This is a genomic window from Paracoccus alcaliphilus, assembly GCF_028553725.1.
In the GTDB taxonomy this organism is placed as follows: Bacteria; Pseudomonadota; Alphaproteobacteria; order Rhodobacterales; family Rhodobacteraceae; genus Paracoccus; species Paracoccus alcaliphilus.
The window spans coordinates 3,330,615-3,344,775 of sequence record NZ_CP067124.1 but is presented as its reverse complement, the minus strand read 5'-3'; the positions used below and the strand labels follow the sequence as shown (position 1 = coordinate 3,344,775).

At 64.4% G+C, this 14,161-nt stretch carries 15 protein-coding genes and 1 tRNA gene; 10 read left to right on the top strand and 6 right to left on the bottom strand.

Translation table 11 applies throughout. The annotated features are described in order from the left end of the window. Nucleotides 1-34: 34 nt before the first annotated feature. The 3 genes from JHW40_RS17345 to JHW40_RS17335 form a co-directional block, all read right to left on the bottom strand. Nucleotides 35-2,044, bottom strand: a complete 2,010-nt coding sequence (locus JHW40_RS17345) for a capsular polysaccharide biosynthesis protein (RefSeq protein ID WP_090615533.1) — start codon at nucleotides 2,042-2,044, stop codon at nucleotides 35-37. Nucleotides 2,045-2,051: 7 nt separating this feature from the next. Beyond that, the gene (locus tag JHW40_RS17340; protein ID WP_244519306.1) at nucleotides 2,052-3,170 is read right to left on the bottom strand and encodes a polysaccharide biosynthesis/export family protein; all 1,119 of its coding nucleotides are present in this window, start codon (nucleotides 3,168-3,170) and stop codon (nucleotides 2,052-2,054) included. A 100-nt stretch (nucleotides 3,171-3,270) separates the two neighbouring features. Further along, nucleotides 3,271-4,569 carry a capsule biosynthesis protein gene (locus tag JHW40_RS17335; RefSeq protein WP_090615529.1) on the bottom strand — a complete coding sequence of 433 codons (1,299 nt, stop codon included), beginning with the start codon at nucleotides 4,567-4,569 and terminating at the stop codon, nucleotides 3,271-3,273. Nucleotides 4,570-4,824: 255 nt separating this feature from the next. Here JHW40_RS17335 and JHW40_RS17330 point away from each other — a divergent pair, with 255 nt between their 5' ends. The 7 genes from JHW40_RS17330 (at nucleotide 4,825) to JHW40_RS17300 (ending at nucleotide 10,107) form a co-directional block, all read left to right on the top strand. Continuing rightward, nucleotides 4,825-5,427, top strand: coding sequence for a riboflavin synthase (locus JHW40_RS17330; protein ID WP_090615525.1), 603 nt, complete (start codon nucleotides 4,825-4,827; stop codon nucleotides 5,425-5,427). A 42-nt stretch (nucleotides 5,428-5,469) separates the two neighbouring features. Next, complete coding sequence (gene ribB, locus JHW40_RS17325; RefSeq protein WP_090615522.1) at nucleotides 5,470-6,588, top strand: 3,4-dihydroxy-2-butanone-4-phosphate synthase; 1,119 nt, start codon at nucleotides 5,470-5,472, stop codon at nucleotides 6,586-6,588. Between the two features lie 3 nt (nucleotides 6,589-6,591). Beyond that, the gene (locus tag JHW40_RS17320) at nucleotides 6,592-7,143 is read left to right on the top strand and encodes a 6,7-dimethyl-8-ribityllumazine synthase (RefSeq protein WP_090615519.1); all 552 of its coding nucleotides are present in this window, start codon (nucleotides 6,592-6,594) and stop codon (nucleotides 7,141-7,143) included. Beyond that, nucleotides 7,140-7,634: a transcription antitermination factor NusB gene (gene nusB / locus JHW40_RS17315; protein ID WP_090615514.1), complete on the top strand. Its 495-nt coding sequence runs from the start codon at nucleotides 7,140-7,142 to the stop codon at nucleotides 7,632-7,634. The genes JHW40_RS17320 and nusB overlap by 4 nt, the downstream gene beginning before the upstream one ends. 62 nt (nucleotides 7,635-7,696) lie before the next feature. Next, entirely contained in the window at nucleotides 7,697-8,014 is a 318-nt protein-coding gene (locus JHW40_RS17310) for a hypothetical protein (protein ID WP_090615511.1), read from the top strand. A 408-nt stretch (nucleotides 8,015-8,422) separates the two neighbouring features. Further along, nucleotides 8,423-9,310, top strand: a complete 888-nt coding sequence (locus JHW40_RS17305; RefSeq protein WP_090615507.1) for a DUF481 domain-containing protein — start codon at nucleotides 8,423-8,425, stop codon at nucleotides 9,308-9,310. Between the two features lie 329 nt (nucleotides 9,311-9,639). Beyond that, nucleotides 9,640-10,107 (top strand): MmcB family DNA repair protein, encoded by a 468-nt coding sequence (locus tag JHW40_RS17300; protein WP_090615503.1) that lies wholly within the window; start codon nucleotides 9,640-9,642, stop codon nucleotides 10,105-10,107. Here the strand turns inward: JHW40_RS17300 and JHW40_RS17295 are convergent. After that, a complete protein-coding gene (locus JHW40_RS17295) occupies nucleotides 10,088-10,306 on the bottom strand; it encodes a DUF6324 family protein (protein WP_090615500.1) in 219 nt (72 codons plus the stop codon). The genes JHW40_RS17300 and JHW40_RS17295 overlap by 20 nt on opposite strands. A gap of 102 nt (nucleotides 10,307-10,408) precedes the next feature. Between JHW40_RS17295 and JHW40_RS17290 the strand changes: the two genes are divergently transcribed. Both JHW40_RS17290 and JHW40_RS17285 read left to right on the top strand, forming a co-directional pair. After that, nucleotides 10,409-10,485 (top strand) — tRNA-His (locus tag JHW40_RS17290). Between the two features lie 523 nt (nucleotides 10,486-11,008). Beyond that, nucleotides 11,009-11,617, top strand: a complete 609-nt coding sequence (locus JHW40_RS17285) for a TetR/AcrR family transcriptional regulator (RefSeq protein WP_090615497.1) — start codon at nucleotides 11,009-11,011, stop codon at nucleotides 11,615-11,617. Nucleotides 11,618-11,802: 185 nt separating this feature from the next. Here the strand turns inward: JHW40_RS17285 and JHW40_RS17280 are convergent, their stop codons facing one another. Continuing rightward, nucleotides 11,803-12,732: a sugar-binding transcriptional regulator gene (locus tag JHW40_RS17280; protein ID WP_090615491.1), complete on the bottom strand. Its 930-nt coding sequence runs from the start codon at nucleotides 12,730-12,732 to the stop codon at nucleotides 11,803-11,805. Between the two features lie 109 nt (nucleotides 12,733-12,841). Then, the gene (locus tag JHW40_RS17275) at nucleotides 12,842-13,069 is read right to left on the bottom strand and encodes a DUF1127 domain-containing protein (protein WP_170851905.1); all 228 of its coding nucleotides are present in this window, start codon (nucleotides 13,067-13,069) and stop codon (nucleotides 12,842-12,844) included. A 137-nt stretch (nucleotides 13,070-13,206) separates the two neighbouring features. Between JHW40_RS17275 and JHW40_RS17270 the strand changes: the two genes are divergently transcribed. After that, a complete protein-coding gene (locus tag JHW40_RS17270; RefSeq protein WP_090615486.1) occupies nucleotides 13,207-14,070 on the top strand; it encodes a LysR family transcriptional regulator in 864 nt (287 codons plus the stop codon). Nucleotides 14,071-14,161: the final 91 nt, after the last annotated feature.

The following is a 14,161-nucleotide window of genomic DNA, read 5'->3' as shown; positions in this document are numbered from 1 at the left end:
GGGGCCGCCACCGCGGCCCGGACCTTCGGCCCGGTCAGCGCCGCCAGATCCAGCTGTGCCCCGACATCAGCCCCTGCGCCTTGGCCAGCAAACGCAGCGCGGGACCGCCTGCCGCCAGCGCCGGGTCGGTCAGCCGCAGCACCGCGATTTCAGCCGGGCAGGGCAGGCCCGAGACCGGATCGAAATAGCGCGGATAGGCGATCAGGCAGGCATGGGCCAGCGCCTCGATCCCCGGTCGCGCCTGACGGCGTTCGGGCACCGGACCCAGATCGCGGGTCAGTCCCCAACCGGCATAGAAGGGTGCGCCAAGTGTGGTAACGGGCAGGTCGCGCAGCAGCGCCTCGAACCCCAGCGTCGAGGTCATTGTCCAGACCGCATCCATTTGATCCAGCAGCGCCATCGGGTCGGCATGGCGGGCCACCGCATCGGTCAGGCGCGCCAGATCGGCGGGCGGAACGGCGCCGGGACGCAGCCCGGCCTCGACATCGGGATGCGGCTTGTAGATCACCCGTGCCTTGGGGTTTTCCGCCCGCACCCGTTCCAGCAGCGCCAGATTGCTGCGCTCGACCCCGGCGCCAAGAAGGATCGAGGCGTCATCCTCGACCTGACCGGGCACGAGGATCAGCGGGCCATCGCCGGGCGGCAGCGGGGTGGGGTCGCCCACCAGATTGTATTTCGACAGCCGCGCCTGACGGATCATGTCGATCAGGCGGCGGGCGCGCCCGGTGGCGCCCGGAGGCGGCGGGGCGGCGATCAGATGCTCCAGTCGGCTGGGGCGGGTCGGGTCGTAATAGATGCCCAGATCGTCGGCGATCAGCGACAGGGGCGGGATCAGCGCCGCCCCCAACCCGCGAGAGCGCAGGAAGCCGTCCTCGACCCGGATCGCGCCGGGGGTCTCGGCGGCCTTGCCCGCCCATGCCAGCGTCACATCGGGCGAGGGGCGGCGGGTAAAGCGCACGCCGCGCCCATTCCCGAAGATGTGGGCGATGAAGGGGCGTTTCCACAGCCGCATCCCATAGGCCAGATGGCCGTCGCGGTCTTGCCGGAAGGCGCGGGTTTCGGCCTCGATCTGGTTCAGCGCGCCGTCGAAATCGGTCAGCGCATCGCGGCAGGGATCATACCAGACCGGCGCGCGCAGATGGCTGGCGGCGAACAGCAATTCGGGTGTGGCCCGGCCGCGGCGGTCGGCGGGCAGCGGAAATTCGTCATCGCTGAGGCCCCAGCCGGCGTAAAAGGGCTGTCCGAACAGGCGCGGACGATGATCGGCCAGCAGCGCCTCGTATCCCAGTTGCGAACTGACGGCATAGACCGCCGCCGCCTGGCCGACCAGCTTCCATGGAGAGATGGGCCCGTCGCAAAAGGTTTCACCCGGTTGCAGGTCTGCGGGGGTCAGGTGGCCGAGGCGCAGACCGGCGGCGGTTTCGGGGTGACTGCGGATCACCAGCGGCTTGCCCGGATGTTCGGCCCGCGCCGCCGCCAGCATGCGCAGAAACAGATCGCGCCCCGCACCCATCAGCGAGGCATCGCCCCGCGTCTGGTCGATCACAAGCACATAGCCGCTGCCGGGCGGATCGAGATCGGGCCGGTGGGCGTTGTATTTCGACAGATCCAGCGCCCGCAGCCGGTCGATGCCCAGCCGTGCCTGATCGGTCAGGGTGGCGGTTTGCGGATCGTGGATCAGATGCTCGATCAGCGAAGGGCGGCCGGGATCGAAATGCAGCCCGTGGGGGTCGATCAGCAATCCGATAGGACCGCGCCGCGCCAGCGCACCCTTGGCCCGCCCGGGCAGGACGGATCGCAGGAAGGCGTCCTCGACCGTGACCAGATCGACGCCGCGCCGCTGCGCGATATGGCGGCCGCGCCAAGCCGTCGGGCTGGCCCCCCAGATGCCGATGGCACCGCCGCGTCGGGGCAGGCCGGCGGCGATCTGCCACCCGGCCAGCGACAGGATCCGCCGCAGCCGGGGTTTGGTCCAGAAACCGCCGTTGTAAACGAAAAGCCGCCGGGGAATCCCCCCGGCGACCGGATCTGTTGTCGGCGGCATGACGACCTTAATTGCCGAAGGATGCCACGGAATCGGCCGAACTGATGCCGCCTGTGATCGCCGAGAGACGCTTGTTCCACTGAACGAAGGGCGCTTCGGTGACATAGATCGTATCCTCGTCCCGGATCAGGAAGTCGCGGGCGAGGAACAGCCCGTTGGGACGGGTCAGGTCCAGCACATAGGCCATGCGCTGCGAGCCCACGACCGGCTTGCCCAGCACCCGGCTGGCGACCGATTCCGGCTCGTCGCGCAGGATGAAGACGCCGGTGGGATCGGCCAGGTTGGTGCTCAGCCCGCCAACCATGGCCACGGCCTCGATGGCGTTGATCATCTCGTTGCCCAGAGGCACGCGGGTCTGGCCGCCAAGGGCGCCGATGGCGGTGAAGGAACGCTGATCCTCTTCCACCAGAATCACGTCGCCGGGGCGCAGTGCGATGTCGTTCGAGGGGCTGGCATACAGATCGGTCAGCCAGACCTTGCCGGAATCATTGCCGCGTTTGACGGTGACGACCGCGACCTCGGGCTCGATCGACACACCGCCGGAACGCGCCAGCATGGACGACAGGCTGCGGGTCGGACGCTCGATCGGATAGACGCCCTGTCCGTTGACCTTGCCCATCACCGACACGGTCGCGCCGTCGCCCGCCACGCGGGCCACGGTGACCTGCGGGTCGGGCGTCTGCGAACTGAGGCGTTCGGTGATGATGTTGCGCAGTTGGTCGGGCGTGTTGCCTGCCGCCCGGATGCGCCCGGCATAGGGCACGAAGATATAACCGCCGCTGTCCACCTGAATCTCGGTCAGGTCGGTCGAACTGGTACCAAGCGAGGTCAGCAGCCCGTCATCGACGTTTTCCCAGATCGACAGGCCCAGCACATCGCCTGCGCGGATCTCGTCGGCGCCCACGGTCGCCGCCTGCCGGAAGCTGTTGGAGAAACCATAAGAGGCGGCGAAATTGCTGGCCCGGGCCACATGGTCATTCACATAGATGACATGGGTATTCCCGCCCCGCTCGACGGCGCCCGAATAAATCTCTTTCTTGGTCGGGCCGGAACGCGGCAGACCGCAGGCAGTGACGAGACAGAGCGCAGCCAGCATCGTCAATCGGTAAAGCCCGCCCAGGGGCATCAGCGCTGTCACCTCAAGATCTCCTGTCCATGGAAGTCTGTTTTTATTAATGAACCGGACCTTAGCGCGACTTCGCCCCGGTTTCCATAATATCATGCGATCAGTTTTCGGAATCCGCCAGTTGATGCCGATGGGTCGCATGTCCCGAAGCCAGCGATTCATACGGGTCGTCGGGTGCCAGGATCAGATCGCTGACCAGACGCAGCGCATGGGAACGCGAGCGTGCGGAATAGAACCCGCCCGGAATCTGGCTGGTCTGCAACAGATAGTCGCGAAAGCAGCGATAGGCCTGTGCGTCGGGCGTCTTGGGCCGGATCAGGAAATCGCGCAGGCTTTGATCCGAGACGATGCCGGGCTTGTCATAGACGGCATTGCCAAGCGCCTTGACCGGGATGCCGCGCCACAGCGCCTGCTGGGCTGCGGTGGAATTGACCGTGACCACCGAACGGGCCTGCCCCAGCTGCTCGGCCAGCTTGCCGCCGCGCAGGTAATGCACGCGGTCGCTGATGCCATGCAGGCGGGCGGCGTTGCGGATCGAACTGAGATTGCGGGCGCGGCCATCCTCCAGCGGGTGGGCCTTGAACAGCAGGTGATGGTGATGCGGCGCGGAACGGGCGAATTCCTCGACCACCATCTCGATGAATTCGGAATTGTGGCGAAAGCTGGAATGGCCAAGAAAGTTGGAATCATGCTCCAACTGCATCAGCGCCAGCGAATAGGGAGAGCCGCTGCGGCGGAATCGGCGCCACTGCAACGAGCGCTGGACGCTATAGACCGGCGCCAGCACCAGACGGCGCAGGTTCAGCCGGAACTCTTGCAGTACCGAAATCGCCCGATGTCCGTGATAGGCGCGGTAACGCCGGTTCGCCACCAGCACCAGAAAATGATAGAAGGCGCCATAGAACTTATGATGCCGCATGTCGCCCCATTTGGCGGGCGGGCGGCGGATCTCGGTCAATGTGTCGCGCAGCACGCTGCGCATCTGCGACAGCGGGATATGCATCAGCGTCGAATTGCCGTTCGAGCCGCCGCGTTCATAGCTGATCCAGTAGGGGCGCAGATAGCCTTCCTCGAACACATGCAGCCGCAATTCGCGCGCGCTGGCCAGCGCGCGGGCGGCGGCATGGATCGGGCGCACATCGCCATAAAGCACGATATCGGTCACGCCCTTGTCGTCGGCGATACGGCGCAGATGGTCGGGCCAGTCGTCCTGCGTGCCCTCGTGGCGGATGAATTTTTCCTTGTCGGACCAGAAGAACTCGTCGCCCGCGTTGAAGCCGCAGCGCCAGACCGTCGCCCCCGCATCGCGCAAAAGCCCGGCCAACTGGTTGAAGAACGGCCCGTGCGGCCCCTGCAACATCAGAAAGACTCGTGACCCATTCGCCGGGGCATCGGTCATGGCCGATCCTGCGTCCTCGAGCCGGGTGGCGACAGGCGTGTGAAACATGCGCAGACTCGGGTCCTGACTGGTCGGTTCCGGTGACGCGCCAACCGGCGGCGCAAAAACAGGGAATGACTCGCAATCAGGGATAATGCCAGCATAACATCGCGATGACCATGCTGTCTGTTTGGACAGGGCGGCTGCATGAGCGGCTGACCGCTTGCACGGGGCATGTGGATGCCCTAGGTCGGGAAAAGGATACGAGGGCAGCGGATGTTCACGGGAATTATCACCGATATCGGCACAATCATGGCGGTCGAGGCGCGGGGCGACATGCGCGCCCGGATCGGTTGCGGCTATGACATGGAGGGCGTGGCCATCGGCGCCTCGATCGCCTGCGACGGCGTCTGCCTGACGGTGGTGGCCAAGGGCGCGGACTGGTTCGATGTCGATGTCTCGGCCGAGACGCTGTCGAAAACCAATATCGGCGCGAATGGCTGGGCGGTCGGGCAGCGCGTGAATCTTGAACGCGCGCTGAAGGTCGGCGACGAGTTGGGCGGCCATATCGTCAGCGGCCATGTCGATGGCGTGGCCACCATCGTCGAGATGCATGACGAGGGCGACAGCCTGCGCCTGACATTCGCCGCACCGCCGGAACTGGCGCGGTTCATCGCGCCCAAGGGCTCGGTGGCGCTGAACGGCACCTCGCTGACGGTGAACGAGGTCGAGGGCAACCGTTTCGGCATCAACCTGATCCCGCATACGCAAGAGGTCACCACCTGGGGCGATGCGCGCGCAGGCGACAGCATCAACCTGGAGATCGACACGCTGGCGCGCTATGTCGCGCGGCTGGCCGAGATGGGCGCGGCGTCGTGACCGGCGGCGGCAGGGGGCGACAGTATTTCGAAGGAATGCCAGATGCAGTATGAAAAACCCGGTCCGGTCGAGCGTGACATGTCGGACGCGATTTCTTCGACCGAAGAGATCATCGAGGATGCCCGCAATGGCCGGATGTTCATCCTTGTCGATCACGAGGACCGCGAGAACGAGGGCGATCTGGTCATCCCCGCCCAGATGGCCACGCCCGATGCGATCAATTTCATGGCGACGCATGGTCGCGGGCTGATCTGCCTTGCGATGCCGCCCGAGCGGATCGACGCGCTGGGGCTGCAACTGATGAGCCCGAAGAATTCCAGCCGTCACGAGACCGCCTTCACCATGTCCATCGAGGCCCGCGAAGGCGTGACCACCGGCATTTCCGCCCATGACCGCGCCCGCACCGTCGGTGTTGCCATTGATCCGGGCAGCGGGCCGCAGGATATCGCTTCGCCCGGTCACGTCTTTCCGCTGCGTGCCCGCGATGGCGGCGTGCTGGTCCGCGCGGGTCATACCGAGGCCGCCGTCGATATTTCCCGGCTGGCCGGGCTGAACCCTTCGGGCGTGATCTGCGAGATCATGAACGAGGACGGCACCATGGCGCGGCTGCCCGACCTGATCGCCTTCGCGCAGCGGCACGGGCTGAAGATCGGCACGATCAGCGATCTGATCCGCTATCGCCGCCGCCATGACAATCTGATCGCGGAACGCAAGCAGCAGGCGGTAAGCTCGATCCACGGCGGCGAATGGATGATGCGCATCTTTGCCGACGAGATTCAGGGCGCTGAACATATTGTGCTGACCAAGGGCGATCTGGCCGCGCCGGGGCCGGTGCTGGTCAGGATGCACGCGCTGGACCCGCTGCATGACGTGCTGGGCATCGGGCGCGAGGATGCCGGCAGCCTGCCTGCCGCGATGCGCGCCATCGCCGCCGAGGGGCGCGGCGTCGTGGTGCTGATCCGCGACCTGAACAACACCATCGGTCCGGGTGGCGAGGCCGGCCCCCATACGCTGCGTCAATATGGCGTCGGCGCGCAGATCCTGTCGGCGCTTGGCCTGTCTGAACTGGAACTGATGACCAATTCGGTGCCGGTGAAGATCGTGGGGCTTGACGGCTACGGACTTTCGATCCATTCCACCCGGCCTATCCCGAAGGACTGAGACATGGCCTCGAATACCCAGCATCACGAATTGCCCTTGCCCCGTTTCGACGATCCGGTGCGGCTGCTGATCGTGGTTGCGCCCTATTACAAGACCATCGCCGACAATCAGATTGCCGGTGCCCGTGCCGTGGCCGAGGCCGCAGGCGCGACCGTCGATCTGGTCGAGGTTCCCGGCGCGCTGGAGATCCCCACCGCCATCGGTATCGCCGGGCGGCAGGCGGATTACGACGGATTCGTGGCGCTTGGCTGCGTGATCCGGGGCGAGACGACGCATTATGACACCGTCTGCAACGACAGTTCTCGCGGGCTGACGCTTCTGGGCTTGCAGGGGTTGGCCATCGGCAACGGCATCCTGACGGTCGAGAACGAGGCGCAGGCCGAGGTTCGCGCCGATCCCGCCGGGCAGAACAAGGGCGGGGGCGCTGCCGCCGCCGCGCTGCATCTGATCGCGCTGAAACGGCGCTGGACGGGGCGCGGTCGCGACACCGCGCCGCCGCAGGAGACCGACCTGATCCGGCTGGCCGGAGAACTGGAAGGACCGGGACGGGCATGACCACGACCGGAAAACCGACCCGCCCTGATCGTCGCGCGCTCAGTTCCGCCGCGCGGCTCTATGCTGTGCAGGCGCTGTTCCAGATGGAGGCCGCAGGGCAGGGCGCCGATCGCGTCCAGCGTGAATTCCTCAGCTATCGCATCGGGGTCGAGGATGAATCCGGCCCCCACCCCGAGGCCGATGAGGCGTTGTTCTCGCGCATCATCGACGATGTGGTGACGTGGCAGTCGAAGATTGATCAGGCGACGGATCGCGGGCTGGTGGCGAAATGGCCCATCGACCGGATCGACCCGGTGCTGCGGGCGCTGTTCCGGGCCGCCGGGGCCGAACTGACCCGGCCATCCACCCCGCCCAAGGTGGTCATCACCGAATATGTGCGGCTGGCCGAAGCGTTCTTTCCCGAAGGCCGCGAGCCGAAATTCGTCAATGCGGTGCTGGATCACGTCGCACGAGAGATGCGCCCCGACGCCTTTCCCTCCGTGACGGAATGACCCCTTCCCACCGGGCCGCGCGGCGCTATCATGGCTTTTCCCCCTGTTCGGAGAGCCGTGCAATGCAGCCGCTGGTCCGCCTCTATATCCGCAGTATCGTTCTGGGCTTTGCCCTTGCGGCACTGTTCACCGCCTTGCTGATCTGGCTGGATGTCGCGCACCTGCGGCATCTGATCCTGTCATCCCTGATCGGCTGGCTGGCGGTGGCGATGCTGGTGATCTTCAACGGCATCGTCTTTTCCGGGGTCCAGTTCGCTTTCGTCATCATGCGCATGGCCGATTCGCCCCCTCCCCGGGGCGGGCGGCGGCAACGCATGCCCCGGATGGGCGCGCCGGCGCTGGCGATCCGCGTGCCTGCGACCCGTTCCAGGGATCGCTGAACTGTGAGAGCGTGCCGATAACGCCCCTGCGCCGTGTCGATTGTGCAACAGAATTGTGCCTTCCGCGCCATGCTAAGACTGCCTAAATTTTAACCAGTCACGCAATTGTTTCATTAGCATGCGATTCAGCCCCTGAACGGCGCGGTTTTGATGTCGCGATTTTATCAGCCGTTTCTCTGGACTTACCTTTGGGTCAAGCAAGTTCCGAAAACGGCCATCACAAATATATTTCGGCGCTTTCCCGCCGTTGTTACAGCCGCGCCCGATCTCTCACGAATTTGCGAGTTTTCCGTGTTTTTCGCAGGCCTTTGAACCGGACGGGCTTCGGATTAATTCATCCCTCAGCAGCGATGCAGTGGCACTGACAAGGCCACCAATACGAAACTCGAGTTCATGAGGAAACACGAGATGAAACAAGTGAAGCTTCTTGGCACTGCCGCCATTCTGGCCGCTCTGTCCGTGCCTGCCTACGCGCAAACCGAATTCGCCACCGGCGGCAATGTGACCGGCCTTGGCGACGTTGATCGCGCCATCACCGACGTTCAGGACGATGTCGAGGACGATTTTGCCCGCAGCGGCGACGCTTACCGCTTTGGTCCGGCCGAGCGTCGTCAGGGCCTGTCGGGCTCGATGTCGCTGAGCTATACCGGCCGCAGCAGCAACTCTGAGTCAGGTACCGACAACCAGGATTTGCTGATCGGTGGGCGCGTGTCCTACGCTACGCCGCAATGGGCGCAGACTGTCGGCCTGCTGATCGAGTTCACTGAGAACGACGACGGCAGCAAGGAAGAAGAAAGCGTCAAGGCTATCTATGACGCGATGTATTACATCAACGACCAGTTCTACGCCTTCGGTCTGGGCAGCCTTAACATCGACGGTATCGCGAGCCCCGATGAACTGCGTCGCGACGGCATTCTGGCAGTCGGTCCGGGCTACCGGGTCATCAACAACGACACGACCGCATGGCGTGTTCAGGGTGGTGTAGGTGTCCGTTATGGCAAATACGAAACCGGCCCGGAATTCAACGGCGACTCGTACTCGGAATTTGGCTGGATCGTTTCGTCGCGGCTCTATCACCGCTTCAACGAGAATATCTTCCTGACCAACGACACCGACTACTTGGATTCCGGCGGGGATCTGCCCTACCGCCTGACCAACGAGTTGGGAGTCAACTTCGCGATGACCGAGCAGCTGGCAACCCGTGTCAGCTATCTGACCGAGTACACGGAAGCCACCGACGGGGCTTCCAGCCGCACCGACAACAAGCTGGGCGTGTCGATCGTTTACGGCTTCTGATCTTCCCTCGATCAGAGTCTCTCTCGAAAGGGCGGCCCTTTGGGTCGCCCTTTTGCGTATGCGCCGATGGTGGGGAAGGGTGGCGGGAACCGCAGCAACCGCGACGGCACGAGATTTCCCGAAAGCCTGGAGTACCAGGTGGGCGCCAGGTAACGAGACCAGGGTCACGTCAGAGCCAGCCCCCTCGGAAAAGTTATAGGCCAGTGGAAAAATGGCCGCACGCGAGAAGAGCAGAAGCCCGCCAAGCATGCAGATAAGGCCCGCGCGCCGGGCTTTCAAGCACCTGCAAAGCCTTGTCTGACGTTTCCTGTTTGTTCTAGGATGCGGGCATGTGCGATGAACCACCCATCCCCTTGCCGGCCTTGCCCGGACAAAGGCTGGCGCGCGGCGTGGCGCGGATGCTGGCCGGCCTGGATCACGCGGTTCTGCCCGAATTCGTGCCCGCACGCGGGTTGCGCGTCGATCTGATCAGCCTTGGCCCGAAGGGAGAGATCTGGATCATCGAATGTAAAAGTTGCCGCGCCGATTTTGCCGGGGACCGCAAGTGGCAGGGCTATCTGGACTGGTGCGACCGCTATTTCTGGGCGGTCGATTGCGATTTTCCGGCCGAACTTCTGCCCGGGGAAAGCGGTCTGATTCTGGCCGATCCCTATGGCGCCGAGATCCAGCGCATGGCGCCCGAGGCGCGACTGGCCGGCGCAAGACGCAACCGGCTGATGCGGGATTTCGGGCGCGCGGCGGCCCTGCGCCTGCACCGGTTGCAGGACCCGCAAGGGGTCAGCGGCGGGGCTTTTTAGGCTTGCCGCCCTTTTTGCCCATCCCCCGGACGACTTCGGCGGCGGCCAGCAATTCCTCGGCGATTTCGGTTGCCTCATCCGCGTCGAAATCCAGCGGCAGATCGACGCCCGGGGCCTCGACATAGATGCGCACCATGCCCTGATCGGTCGGCCCGACCTGCAGATTGGCGGCGATTTCGCTTTCGCTGTTGATACCCACGGATCGCTTCCTTGTTGTGACAGGTTTTCTCTATCCTGTTGTCAAAATCCCGGCAAGTCGGGCTTGCAACCCGGACGCGGCAGGTTTACACAACGCATCCGTGCCGCCTTAGCTCAGTTGGTTAGAGCGCTGGATTGTGGATCCAGAGGTCCCCCGTTCAAGCCGGGGAGGCGGTACCATCAAAGATCCCCCGGCTTCCATACGAATATGACGTATTATCAACAGCTTGCGTTGTTCAGCGCGTTGACTTTGCCAGACAGCTGGAATCGTCGCGAACAGGAATGGTCGTGAAACAGCGGACGGATTGCGAAACGCGGTCACTCAATACGAACAGAGCACTCGTAACCAACTCTTCACCCGGGGATGGGAAGAAAATCACCGCTCCGCAATCCGTCCAACTTATTCCCACACCCTAGGGAATGTCAGTCTTATCTTAACTTTTGTTCGTTATGTCAGCCTGACTTTTTGGTCAGGTATTCCGCACCCCTGAAAAGGCGTATCCCGACAGGATCATTGGACGACATGCCGCAATCGTTCCCGACCAATTGCGTTATGAACAATTTGTCTTGCATCATCGGTCCGTGGCGGCATGGTTGTGGAAACGTTGCGTCTGTTCCGTACGGTTCAGTCTTTCGTCCGTTTCTGGTGTGTGGTTTGCTCGCCGTCCGGCCTTGGCCGGCAAGACCTACTGGAGACCCTGCCATGCCATCCGCCACGCGTCCCGGCAGCAATATCTGTTCCGATGCCATCGAGGCCATGACCAGCCTGATGGACAGGACGGGGCAGGTGCCCAGCCTGGCAGAGCTGGCAAAATCCATGTCGGTCGGCGAAGATGCCCTGCGACGGATTTTCCGCGACGAGGGTCATCTGCTGATGGTGGTGGCCGAGAATGCGATGATCCTGCTGCATGACGAATGCACGCGCGCGGTCGTCGCGGCCGATGCGGGCGACCCGATCGCGCAGTTTTCGGCGCTGGCCGACGCCTATGTCGAGTGGTCCCATAACAACCCCCGAGAGTTCCGCTTCATCGGCTCGATGCCCGCCGGCCAGTTCGAGGGAAACGAGACGCTGACGCGGTATGAGCAATCCATCCACGAGGTGATGCTGCGGATGCTGGCGCGCGCTCAATCCGCCGGCGCGATCGCCGAGGACGAGGATCTGCAACTGCTGGTCGCCATCGCCCACACCTATGCCTATGGCGTGGCCAGCAAGATGCTGCTGGGCGATCTGGCAAGATGGACACCGGGCCTCTCGGACCGCGACGCCGCCCGCGCGATCCTGCACGGTCTGATCGAACGGGTGCTGCGATAGCGGGAGTGACCTTCCTGCTGAAAACCGGCCCGATTGACGCTGGAGATCTCGGCTGCCGTTTCCCAGCTGGGACAGGAGCTGAAAAGGACGGTGACATCGAAATTTTCGGAGACCACCGATGAAGTCCTCGCCTCGATCAGGCGTTCCTGTCAAAGGGCAATCCGCCGAACTTCCGTTGGGAATGACTATTCCAGCAGCGCGGCGCCGGTGGTGGCGTCGGTGATCAGTCCGCTGATCAGGCCGCCCCGCAAGGCGGCGCGGATGGCGGGCAGTTTCTGCGTGCCGAAGGCGGCGCCGACGACCAGCGTTCTGTCTCGCGGCGGGATCGGGGCCGAGGCCACGCGGTCATTGCTTTGCCCCTCGATCAGCCGCCCCGAGGCGTCATAGACCCAGCCGGTGATCTCGCCCACGCCGCCTGCATGGACCAGCGCGGCCAGTTCGTCGGCGCTCAGAAATCCGTCCTTCATCAGCGCCGCATTCCGGTCCAGCGTGCCGATGCCGACAAAGGCGACCTCGGCCAGCGCCGACATTTCGATCACGCGGCGGATGCCGGGCTGACCGGTGATGGCGGCGCGTTCCGCAGAGGAAGGGGCGATTACCGGCAAAGGCAGCGGAAAGCTGCGGGCGGTAACCAGTTCCGACAGCGAAAACAGCACGTTGTAATAGGCGGTCGAGCCATCGGGCGCGATGTTGCCGGTCAGCGATACGATCCGGTGCCGGGGGCAGTCGATATGCGGCAGCTCGGCCAGCGCGGCGCGAAGCGTGCGCCCGGTGCCAATGGCCAGCGTCAGCGGCTCTGGCCTGCGCAGCCAGCGCTCCATTTCATCGGCCAGCAGATGGGCGACGCCGGATTCGGGGGCGTCGGCGGGGGCGATCTCGCACAGGCGCAGGTTCCAGCGGGCCGAGAGGTCGCGCGCCAGATCGAGGCAATGGGCAAAGGGGTGATCGATGCGGATCTTGACCAGCCCCTCGGCCATGGCCTGCGCGATCAGACGCTGTGCTGTCTGGCGCGAAATGCCCATCAGCCCGGCGATTTCGTCCTGGGTTCTGCCCGCGACATGCGACAGCCACGCCGCCCGTGCCGCCTGTTCCAGTTTGCGTCCCTGATTTGACATCCGGCCCGTCCGCGCCCTGCGCCAAAGGCGCGTGTTTCGTGCGGTGCGACCCTAGCGCGGGCGGTGCCACCCCGTCCAGATAGCGGGTGGGGTTTTCCTGTCGCGGGCCTCAGCGGCGCCAGTTGGCGGGCACGTCCCAGACGGGGCGTCCGGCCTCGGCCCGGGCTTGGTCGCGGGTCAGGCCGATGTCGCCGAGCCGGCTGTCTTCGAGATGTTCCAGATCGAGACGGCTGCGCCGCAGATCCAGCATGGTCAGCAGGCGCGCGCGCCAGCCTTTGCGCGGCAGGATACCCGGACGGGTCGCGGGATGTGCGGCGGCAAGGGAATTCTGTGCCATGGTTCAACTCCGATGATGGATATCATCAATGGTGATGATTTGTTGTGTGCGTATCATCTGCGTTGTTGATAGATAGGCGGGGTAGTGATATTTGTGAAACGAATGATTTTGATCCGAACCATCAGGGGGATTGAAGGATGCGAAATCTCGATATCGCGACGATCCGGTCGTTGCAGGCGGTGGCCGAATATGGCTCGGTCACCCGCGCGGCCGAGGCGCTGAACATGACGCAAAGCGCGCTGTCGATGCAGATGAAGCGGCTGGAGGAGCTGTTCGGCGAGGCGATGCTGATCAAGCAGGGGCGCGGCGTGATCGTCTCGGATTTCGCCACCGAGATGCTGATCGAGGGGCGCAAGCTGGTGGCGCTGAACGATGCGATTCTGGCGCGGTTTACCGATGCCCGGCCCGAGGGACGGCTGCGTGTCGGGCTGACCAGCGACTGGCTGTTTGCCAAGGTGGCGCAGGCGGTCCGGGATTTCCGCCAGAACAATCCCCGAGTTGCGCTGATCATCAACGATGCCCGCAGCAAGGATCTGCGCGAACAGATGAAGCGGGGCGAGCATGACGTGATCCTGACCACGGAATTCGAGGCGCCGCCGGGGGCGATCCACCTGGCCAAGGTCGATCTGGCGTGGTTCGGTGCGATCGGAGGGCAGGCTTGGACGCAGCGGCCGCTGCCGATCGCGAACTCGCCGCATTGCGCCTATTACTCGATCGGGATGGCGGCGCTGGATCGCGCCGGGATCGAATGGGCGCAGGGCGTGGCCGAAGGCGGCAGCGACACATGGAAGGTCAGCGCGGCGGCGGATCTGGGGATCACCATCCTGCCGCGCGGTATTTCGCAATCGGGTCTGGCGCCGGTCGATCATGGCGGCGCGCTGCCGCCTTTGCCGCCGACCTGGCTGAACGTCTATGTCGCAGATGGTCCCGCCCGGCGCGAGGCGGCCGATTTTGCTGGCTATCTGCGACGTGCGGTATGCGAGGTGGCGGCGGCGGCCTGAGGCAGGGGGGCTCTGCCCCCGCGAAAGCCGCCCCCTCGATGGGGGCGGCTTTCGCTCCCCCGGGATATTTTGGCACCAGTGATAGGCAGGA